8 protein-coding genes and 1 pseudogene are annotated in these 9,751 nt (G+C 56.1%); 6 read left to right on the top strand and 3 right to left on the bottom strand.

What is annotated here, in order from left to right; genetic code table 11:
* Positions 1 to 42: 42 nt before the first annotated feature.
* The 5 genes from paaZ (at position 43) to VI25_RS19020 (ending at position 4,744) form a co-directional block, all read left to right on the top strand.
* Positions 43 to 2,094 (top strand): phenylacetic acid degradation bifunctional protein PaaZ, encoded by a 2,052-nt coding sequence (paaZ, locus tag VI25_RS19000; protein WP_045689171.1) that lies wholly within the window; start codon positions 43 to 45, stop codon positions 2,092 to 2,094.
* Positions 2,095 to 2,231: 137 nt separating this feature from the next.
* Positions 2,232 to 3,008 (top strand): enoyl-CoA hydratase/isomerase family protein, encoded by a 777-nt coding sequence (locus VI25_RS19005; protein WP_045689172.1) that lies wholly within the window; start codon positions 2,232 to 2,234, stop codon positions 3,006 to 3,008.
* 141 nt (positions 3,009 to 3,149) lie between these two features.
* The gene (locus VI25_RS19010; protein WP_045689173.1) at positions 3,150 to 3,680 is read left to right on the top strand and encodes a TetR/AcrR family transcriptional regulator; all 531 of its coding nucleotides are present in this window, start codon (positions 3,150 to 3,152) and stop codon (positions 3,678 to 3,680) included.
* Between the two features lie 83 nt (positions 3,681 to 3,763).
* Entirely contained in the window at positions 3,764 to 4,306 is a 543-nt protein-coding gene (locus tag VI25_RS19015; RefSeq protein ID WP_045689174.1) for a hypothetical protein, read from the top strand.
* Between the two features lie 189 nt (positions 4,307 to 4,495).
* A complete protein-coding gene (locus tag VI25_RS19020; protein ID WP_045689175.1) occupies positions 4,496 to 4,744 on the top strand; it encodes a hypothetical protein in 249 nt (82 codons plus the stop codon).
* Between the two features lie 210 nt (positions 4,745 to 4,954).
* Here VI25_RS19020 and VI25_RS27205 read toward each other — a convergent pair whose 3' ends face one another.
* From VI25_RS27205 to VI25_RS19030, 3 genes are all read right to left on the bottom strand, one after another.
* Positions 4,955 to 6,115 carry a hypothetical protein gene (locus tag VI25_RS27205; RefSeq protein WP_236705135.1) on the bottom strand — a complete coding sequence of 387 codons (1,161 nt, stop codon included), beginning with the start codon at positions 6,113 to 6,115 and terminating at the stop codon, positions 4,955 to 4,957.
* 83 nt (positions 6,116 to 6,198) lie between these two features.
* Positions 6,199 to 7,698, bottom strand: coding sequence for an MGH1-like glycoside hydrolase domain-containing protein (locus VI25_RS27210; RefSeq protein ID WP_236705136.1), 1,500 nt, complete (start codon positions 7,696 to 7,698; stop codon positions 6,199 to 6,201).
* A 373-nt stretch (positions 7,699 to 8,071) separates the two neighbouring features.
* Positions 8,072 to 8,521: a hypothetical protein gene (locus VI25_RS19030; RefSeq protein ID WP_045689176.1), complete on the bottom strand. Its 450-nt coding sequence runs from the start codon at positions 8,519 to 8,521 to the stop codon at positions 8,072 to 8,074.
* A gap of 1,012 nt (positions 8,522 to 9,533) precedes the next feature.
* On the opposite strand from VI25_RS19030, the pseudogene VI25_RS19040 reads away from it, so the two are divergent.
* Positions 9,534 to 9,751 (top strand): annotated as a pseudogene (locus VI25_RS19040) (bifunctional alpha,alpha-trehalose-phosphate synthase (UDP-forming)/trehalose-phosphatase); the annotation flags it as partial.

Below are 9,751 nucleotides of genomic sequence, written 5' to 3' on the forward strand. Positions count from 1 at the left end.
GTGCATTACCCCCTTCATTCTCAAACCTCCTACCCCTCCTATATGACTCCCACCCTCGAAAACTACGCCCTCGGCCGCTGGATGGCGGGCTCTGGCGACCAGCAGGAACTTTACGATGCTTCCACCGGCGAAGTCATTGCCATTGCCAACGGCGAAGGCCTCGACTACGCGGCCATGTTCGACTACGCCCGGCGTACCGGCAACCAGGCTCTACGCAAGATGACCTTCCATGAGCGCGGCCGCATGATTAAGGCCTTGGCGCTGCACCTGGACAGCAAAAAGGAAGACTTCTATACGCTCAGCTACCGTAGCGGCGCTACCCGCGCCGATTCCTGGATTGATATTGAGGGCGGCATCGGCAACTTGTTTGCCAATGCTTCTCTGCGGCGTAAGTTCCCCGACAAGCCGTTCTACGTGGAGTCAGACCCCATTGCGCTTTCCAAGGCTGGCAACTTCATGGGCCACCACATCATGGTGCCCAAGGAGGGCGTGGCTGTGCACATCAACGCCTACAACTTCCCTATTTGGGGCATGTTGGAGAAGATTGCCGTGAACCTGCTCGCCGGGATGCCCGCCATCATTAAGCCGGCCGTGCCCACTGCCTACCTCACGGAAGCCGTGGTGCGCGAAATTATTGCCTCCAAGATTCTGCCGGAAGGTGCCCTGCAACTCGTGTGCGGCACCGGCCAGGGCATCCTCGACCACGTGACCTACCAAGATGTAGTGACCTTTACGGGCTCAGCAGAAACCGGCCGCAAGCTGAAAGCACACCCCCGGATTATCTCGGAAGCCGTGCCTTTCACCATGGAAGCCGACTCGCTGAATGCGGCGGTGTTAGGGCCGGATGCGGTGCCAGGCACCGTGGAGTTCGACTTGTTTATCAAGGAAATCCGCAAGGAGATGACGGCCAAGGCTGGGCAGAAGTGTACTGCTATCCGCCGTGCCATTGTACCGGACAACCTGCTGGAAGACGTGCAGATTGCCCTAGGCAAGGCGCTGGGCCAAACTACCGTAGGCCATCCGCAGGCGGAGGGCGTGCGCATGGGCGCCCTCGTGAACATGACCCAGGCTAACCGTGTGCGGGAGCAAGTGCGCGAGCTAGCCAAAAATACGCCCATTGTATACGGCGACCTGGACAACGTGCAGGTGATTGGTGGCGACTGCAAAACCGGTGCGTTTATGTCGCCTATTGTGCTACTGAACCCAGACCCTTTCAAGTTCACCGACAGCCACGAAGTAGAAGCCTTTGGCCCCGTTGCTACTCTTATGCCTTATAAGAACTTAGACGAGGCTATTACGCTCTCGAACATGGGTAAAGGCTCCTTGGTGTGCTCCGTAGCTACCAACGACCCACGTACCGCCCAGGAGTTTGTGCTGGGCGCGGCTACTCACCACGGCCGCATCCTGGTTATCAACGAGGAAGTAGCAAAGGAAAGCACAGGCCACGGCTCCCCCCTACCCCTGCTCATTCATGGAGGCCCCGGCCGCGCCGGAGGCGGGCAGGAAATGGGTGGTATGCGTGGCGTAGAGCACTTCATGCAGCGCGTCGCTATTCAAGGCTCCCCTTCCATGATTACGGCCATAACGGAGGTGTACCAGCCCAAAGCCAAACAAACGGAGCGCGACAAGCATCCCTTCCAGCACTACTTCGAGGAGTTAGAAATCGGGCAGACCTACACCACCCACCGCCACACCGTGACGGAGGCCGACATCACGAATTTCGCCCAGGTATCGGGCGACAACTTCTACGCCCACGTGGATGCTACCTCCCTGGAGGAAACCTTATTCACCGGGCGCGTGGCCCACGGCTACTACATCCTGAGCAAGGCTGCCGGTATGTTCGTGGACCCGCGCAAAGGCCCAGTGCTACTTAACTACGGCCTCGACGAGTGCCGCTTTACTAAGCCCGTGTACCCTGGCATGACCATCGGCGTGAAGCTGACCGTGAAGGAGAAGATTGGCCAAGAAAAGCGCGATGCGGAGGACGTAGCCAAAGGCATTGTGCGCTGGCTGGTAGACGTATCGGATGAAACCGGCGAAACCGTAGCCGTGGCTACTATTCTTACTATGGTGAAGAAAAAAGACCAGGCCTAAAAGCCAGCGTCTGCCGCGCTGAGCGGGCGCGAAACGAAGCCACTATACCGCGTCCGTTCAGCACCACTACTACAACCACTCGCCCAGACAGCGCCCCGCCATCACTCCGGCCGGGTGCGCTTTACTTACTACCTCCCATGACTGCTACTATCCTCACGGCTGGCCGTGTTGCCACTTCTACCACTCCGGAAGGCATTGCGACCATACGTTTCTTTCATCCTAGCCACAACTCGTTGCCCAGCGCCCTGCTTACTGAGCTAGCAGATACCATCACCAGCGTGGGGCAGGCGGCCGATACCAAAGTCATTGTGCTGCAAAGCGAAGGCGAAAAAACCTTCTGCGCCGGTGCCAGCTTTGATGAGCTGCTTGCCATTGAAAATGAAGCCCAGGGCCTAGCGTTTTTCTCAGGTTTCGCCAAGGTGATTAATGCCTGCCGCACCTCTCCCAAAATCATTATTGGCCGGGTGCAGGGCAAAGCCATTGGCGGCGGCGTGGGCGTAGCGGCAGCCACCGATTACTGTTTTGCTACCCCCCAAGCCGTTGTAAAGCTTAGCGAGCTTGTAGTAGGCATTGGTCCTTTTGTAGTAGGGCCAGCGGTAGAGCGTAAGATTGGAGTAGCCGCTTATGCCCAGCTAGCCTTGGACGCCGCCGAATTTCGCTCGGCTGCGTGGGCGGAGCAAAAAGGATTGTATGCCGAGGTATTGGACTCTATTGAGAAGTTAGATGCCGCTGTACTAGCTTTAGCTACTAAGCTAGCAAGCTACAACCCAGCAGCCCTCACCGACCTCAAACAAGTTCTGTGGGCGGGTACTGAACACTGGGGTACTCTCCTACCAGAACGAGCCGCAATTAGTGGTCGGCTGGTGCTTTCTGATTTTACCCGGCAAGCTATTCAACAATTCAAAACCCGCTAAAAACGCTGCAAGCCTAATAAAAAAAGAAAAAGCCCCGCTACGCTACGTTGGCGGGGTTTTTTCTAGTATTATTGCTGTCTGTTGTTGGCTTAGCCATGACGATTATGCGTCAAGGCCCGATGCCTGCCAATTCACAAGCCCATGGACAGCCGCAAACAGATTATTGCCCGGACCGCCTTGAAGCTATTCGCTGACAAGGGATTCGATAGCACTTCTACTCAGCTTATTGCGAAGGACGCCCAAGTGTCCGAAGCTCTGATATTCAAGCACTTTACCAGCAAAGTGCAATTGCTGGAATACCTCATTAAAAGCGGGTATAAGCGCATAATTGAACAAAACCGGGGCCGCCTTCAGGAAAATGACCCCTTGCTGTTCGTGCACAAGATCATTGAACTACCGTTCGAGCTAGTGCGCGAAGAGCCTGAATTTTGGAAGATGCAGTCGCGCTTGGTTGATGTAACCCTGTCGCAGCAGCAGCACGACCGGTTTTTACAGCCCATCACGCCCCTCTTGGAGAAAGCATTCCGCCAGCTTGGCTACCCCAAGCCTGAGCAGGAGGCTGCCATGCTGCTGTTGCTAGTGGAAGGCATCTGGAAGCACCAAGTAACGCAGGCGCAAGCCGCTGACCCCGCTATGGTGGAGTTCATCAAAGCAAAGTACGCCTGGCAATAAGTAACGAATTGGTAATGCGGGCCACTGATTTTGTGTATCTTCCCGCTCCCAACCTTCACTGGCCGCATTGGTGGGCCCTTGCCATGAAGCATTGTATTCCGCTCTTCATCTTGTGTGCACTTAGCTGGGTGCCGACCTATGCTAGCAGTGGTGTAGTAACGGGCCCTCCAGCCCGGTCGGCCGCTTCCGCAAGCCGCAACAGTGAGTTGCCTACCGAATTACGGACGGCATGGTTGGGCTCCCCATTGAAGCGTTTTCGCCACTTGGTGCCCGAGCGGCGCGCGTTGCCTTCGCATATCAGTTACTACACGCAGTCGGGCGAGTCACTTACCATTGGTGGCTACCGGGTTACGGGAATTAGCTACGGGTTCTACAAAGACCAACTCTGCTGTATTGAGTTGCGGGTGCTGGGTCAGGCTAACTGCCAAGGCTTGTACTCCCTGATGGCCCGCGCCTACGGTCCTAGCCGTGCCCTCACCAGCTCTAGTCAGCAGTGGGTTAATCCGCAGGTGAGCTTACTGTACACGGAGATGCCTAAAGGATATGCTACAGTAGTGTTATCCAGCACTACCCTGGTAGCACAATATCGCGCCGATTTCTTGGTGCCGATAAATACTGCCGTATAACTAATCGTTTCCTGCCTAGCCTACGCATAGCAATGCCTTAGCATAACCGCTAAGGCATTTTTGTTTGCTCTTAGTACATGAACCAGGACGGCAACTGCTCGTATAGCTGAAGGTAGGGCCCGCTTAGGCTCCTGCTCTACAGTGGGCCTCTCTGCCCATTCCATTCCTTCACCAGCAACCACCCTTCCCATGGCAGATACTTCGCAAAACACCCCCGAAAACACCGACGCCACCCAGCCCAACGGCCAAGAGGCCATCTACCCCGGCAACGACAGCCAGCAGACCGTAGCAGAACAGCGCGGCCCTGGTGCTCAGACCCGCGGCCTCGACCCCAACGCCATGCACCTACACAGCGCGGCCAAAGGTGACGAAGACTACATCAATGGCGATATGCACAAAGACGACAGCGTGCAGAAGCCCGAGCAGGACAAACTATAAGGGCAGCATAAAGCGCGGTTCTACACGCATTCTGGCCGGAACACTCTAGCAGTGTTCCGGCCAGAATGCGTGTAGCCCGTCTGTAGAATACATTGTGCTTTCTTCCTGAGAAGAAAATAAACAGCCATAGAACTAAAGATTGCATACACCAGAACGGCCTCACTTAGTAGCAAGGCCGCTCCGGGGTGTAAGAAATAGTTGACTCTTGGCTTACTGGATTCGGGTTAAACGTAGGTAGTCGAGCATGGCTTGGTTTACCGCCCCGTTCATATTGGTATTGGCGGGTTCGTAGGCGAGGGTGAGGACCTGACTACCCTTCTTCAACCGAACTGTCACTGGGTTTGAGAAGCCCCAATTCGACCATTCGTCTACTCCCCGCTGAGGCAGCACTACGGTGCCAAGCTGCTGACCACCAAGGCGCAGGGTGCGGATGGCGCACTGATTATTGGTGTTGATAGGCCCATTGCCGTTGGCATAACGGAAATCAATAGCATAGAGGCCGTCAGCGGGCACCACTACGGGTATGGTCAGGGTCTGGTTAGTGGTAGTGCTGATTTCCACGAAGCCCGCGCCGCTGAATCCCTTATAGGGAAGAGCAGCCTTGGGGGTAATAGTTTCGAGCTGCGTTTCTCGACTGAAGCTATTGCCCCGCACGGGCAGCGGCTCGCTGGCAAACGATTCCAGCCCATGCCCATTTAGGGCCACTACCTGGTACTCGGCGTAGGAACCGGCGGGCACTACGAAGCTGGTTTCGGTGGTGCGAGCGGCGAACTGACCGTTGCGCAATACTTGGTAGGCCTTAGCATCAGCTTGCGGCGTCCACGTTAGCCGCCCGTTAGCGTAGGTTACGCTGGGCGTTTCGGGAGAAAACAGGTTAGCTACCCGGTTCACGGCCGCAGCTGCCGGGGCTTGGCTACGCAGTACAATCCGTACCTGGTGCTGGCCCGTTAGTGTAGCGAGTACGGCGGCATCAGGCAGGGGCTGACCATCAAGAGTAATTGTGCTGATTTCGTTGCCGAAGCCCTGCACGTCAATATCGAGCACCGCTCCCCGATACTTAAAACCGGTTAGTTGGCGACTACCCTGCAGGGCTTGGGGCACGAAGGGGCGAAACACAAGGCGGTCGGGCTGGAAATCCATGCCGAATAGCACCTTGTACACCATACCTAAGCTGCCCGATAGGCTCCAGAGCATGTTGCTGGAGTTGATTTGGGTGCCGGCAAAGTCCCCGTTCTGCGCTACGTAGTTCTCCTTATTGGTTAGAAACAAGGCAGCCGGTCGGTAAATGGCCGCCAGGCTTTCTAGCACGGCCTGCTCGTTGCCAGCCTTGGCAGCAGCTAAGGTCCAGAAGCTCTGTACAAAGGGCCACACGGCATTATTGTGGTAAGGCGGGATACCCGGAATCTGCGGGTAGATGCAGGCAATGCCGTAAGGCGTGGTGGGCGTTTGGGCTATTATCTGCTGAGCCTACTGCCTTCGGCCACGCCAAATAGTACGCTCAGGGCCTCGCCCAGCGCCTCCGCCCGCGGCGACACAACCAAGCTGGTGCGCCCATAAAGAAACTGCCCGTAGTAGCCCTGCTTGTCTAGCCACAGGTGCTGATTGATGCCCTGCTTGATACGCGCTGCCAGGGCACGGTGCTTAGTAGCTACAGCTGCCTCGCCGAGCTGCTCGGCCATCTGGACCAGTACTTGGTTGGCTTGAAAATGTACGGCGTTGGTGCCCAGGTTTTCGCTCTGGTAAATATCCACGGGCTGCATCCAGCGCGGGTAGGTTTGCTCGCGCCAGTCCAGAAACGACGATTCGCCCCGCACGAGGCCAGTTTGGGCATCGTAGGCGTTCTGCTGGTCGTCCTCAATCGACTTTTTGATGATAGGGTACACCTGCCGCAACCAAGCGGGGTCGCCAGTCACTTTGTAGATTTCCCAGGCTGCCGTAGCCCAAATAATGCGGTCCGTAGAGCACGGGTAGGCGCCGCCGGTGCCCGTATCCTGAATAATGCGCCCCTCGGGCGACACCTTGCGCAAGAGGCTGTTCATAGCCACTTGGGGTTGCAGCGTGGCCTGGGCCAGAATAATGCTGTAGCTGATGTCACGCGTCCAAACCCCAGCCCATTCCTTACCCGTGCGGAAGGTGCTGTCGGGTTCCACGGCGCGCCGCGCCTCTTCCAAGGACAGGTTGTAGAGCGCGTCTAACAGCGGGTAGGGAGATTTCAACTGAGGAAAGTCGGCCGTGTTAATGGTTTGCTGCCACTGCCCAGCGGTGGTTTTAGCGGCCGTAGGCGCATTCAGCACCAGCGTCACCTCGTAAATACCGTCGCCATCGGGGTCTTTCAACTCCAGTTCGGGCTTGTTGACCAAGTTATCGAAGTCCCAGCTTAGGGGCGCAGTGTTACCAGCCACAAATACGTGCTTGAAATCCTGCTGATACAGCTTCTCGCCCCGATAGGTAGTATAGTAGCCTTGCTTCTTGAAGGCTGCCAGCACCGGCCGCAAGTCCAGCCGAATTTTCAGTTTCGTATTTGGAGCTAAGTAGGTGTTGGAGGGCACCGGCGTTTGATCCACGTAGTGTTGCCCGAAGGTGAGCAGGGGCGTTTCTACCTCGGTGTTGCCTGGTTTTGGCAAGGCCACCAGCCTATGGTTTTGCCCGGGGGCCAGTTCATTATCCTTGCCATTGAGGCTGAACTTGAAGTCGATCTGCGGGCTCTGAAACTCGTTGGCGGGGCTTTGGTAATTGGAGGTTAGTTCGGTGCGCGAAACGGCACGCGCTACGTACGGCCCCTGCTCTACCCGGTCGGCGTAGAGGGCGTACTCCCCAGATTTCCAGATGAGCGGCGCTTCGGTGGCAGAAGCAGCAGTAGACGACACCATAGTGGCAGCAGGTTTCGGGGTGTGACAGGCGCTTAGTAAGGTAGCGGCCGCTAACACACCCAGCGGAAAGGAACGGTATTTCATGCGCTGGTGGGGTAAAGCAGGCAGAGCGGGAGCGTAGAGGCTGAGTTGCGGCAGAAAGGTAAGGCGAGTTTTTTCGTGCTTACCGATCTGAGCAGCAGAAGTGCGCGCTGGGCAGCCATCCACTGATGGCACTATCCGTTGGTAGGACTATAAAATTACGGGTTTCGCCCCGCATAAGCCCGTAGAAATTCGGAAGCAGAAGGCTGCCAGAAACACTTTGAAGTAGTGTAGTTCTGCTCTTGCCTAGGGCGCCCACCCATGGCGTGGCACTTCTTCGCCTACATCCTGCCTACCCAAAAACTATTCGTATGCGCACTGCTCAGCCATCGGGCTCTGGTCGAAAGCGGGATAGGCTTCGGCAACATTCGTCAGGCTAGCGGTTTTCGCCTCGTCGGACTAGCTGCACCGTTGCCGGTAAGTTCTCCTCTAATAGTAGCAATGGCCCGGCATATTCCTTGGCTGTGCGTACATACAGCAAGGAGTAGAGCCCGCTAGTGCGCAACTGCTCACCTACCAAGGCATTCAAACCGCACCAAAACAGGCAAATACCCGCTGTACGGGCAAGATTGTCGACATGCAGGAGGGCCCGCTGGCCTTGCCAACTCAGGGTTTCCAGGTGGCGACAGTCTAGCCACAGGCACGGTAGGTCTCGCTGCCGAAACTGCTGGATTATCTGTTCCAACGCTTGCTGTAGATATACCGCTTCCGCAGAATCGGCGCAGCCACCGCGCAAGCTTACCCCTGCGCAATCCTGCTTCCCACTCACATAAATGGCTAGCTTCCTCATCCCAATTACAGTACTAGTAGCATCAATAGCGGGCAAAGCTATTGATCTGGCGAGCGGCCTTCGCCCCAGAAAACACTGATTTTGGGTGCGGCTAATCCGTAAATACTGCGCCAACAAGTACGGCTGCTAGCCTTGCTTTTACTCTCTTCTATGCCGCCCCAAGGCTCAAATCCATATTTCAACGGCTGTGAATTCTGTATTTCTTCTCTGGCCCTGCTGAAGTTGCTGCACGTTTTAAATAGGATACCACCTTTCCGTCTACCTTATAAAATTCGCTTTTCCCTGCTGAAGTGGCGTTTTTTCCCTTTCGCTTCACCACTTCGTACTGGTTGCGTTGCTCTACGTGGGAGCTCATGTACTATCAGTTGTCCTTGAAAGATGGCAGTGGCCGTATAGCGCCCTGGGTCGTGTCGTTGCTGCTGTTGCAGCTTGGTAAGGAGGCTAGACTACCCACTACGTTTGTACCTTCTCAGATGCTGGAATGCCTGGAATCTGGTACGCTGCCGCTAGTTCCTGCCCACCCTAATATGCGCCCGAACCTACGGGGATGCACTGACAGGTGGGCTGCTTCAGCTTGGATTTAGTGGCCAAATGCTACGCGCCTACTTCCGCTTACGATGACTTCAGGAAGGCAATGAAAAAGCATGGGAGCTCACTCCATCAGGCGGCCAGGCCCGTTGGCACCAGCATCCTTAGTAGCACGCTACGAGGTATTTGCAACGGCCAGGCTACTTGCGCAAAGCAGGGTTGAATACGCACTTGCCGAAGCGTAAAATACGTATTTATAGCGCCCTCCGCTGCACTTGGCCTGCCGTACAAAAGGGAAGCTTTTCAGTATTCGTGCTTGTGCACAATGGAGGGCTACGCCTAGGTAGTACTGCCTGAGTTAAACAGGCTCTTCGCCGCCAGGCGAAAGCAGCCGTGGGCAGATTACCTCTAGCAAGCCGGGGTACATGCCAGGCTAGCGGGGACTGAGAAGCAGTTGCCAGATTCCAATCAAAACTTCGATAACGGCCGTGTCGGATGATGTTCTCATCCCATTTGTGTTATGCCCAGAACCATCATCATCTCCAACCGTCTGCCCACGAAGGTGCAGCGCACTGCCAAAGGTCTCACGTTTCAACCAAGCGAAGGAGGCTTAGCCACCGGGCTGGGGTCAATTTACCAATCGGGTGATAACGTATGGGTAGGCTGGCCAGGGCTGTTCGTGGAGGATCCGGCAGAAGAGCAGCACGTCACCGAGCAGCTCCAGCAGGACAGTATGGC

It is taken from the genome of Hymenobacter sp. AT01-02, from assembly GCF_000961955.2.
Lineage (GTDB): Bacteria > Bacteroidota > Bacteroidia > Cytophagales > Hymenobacteraceae > Hymenobacter > Hymenobacter mucosus.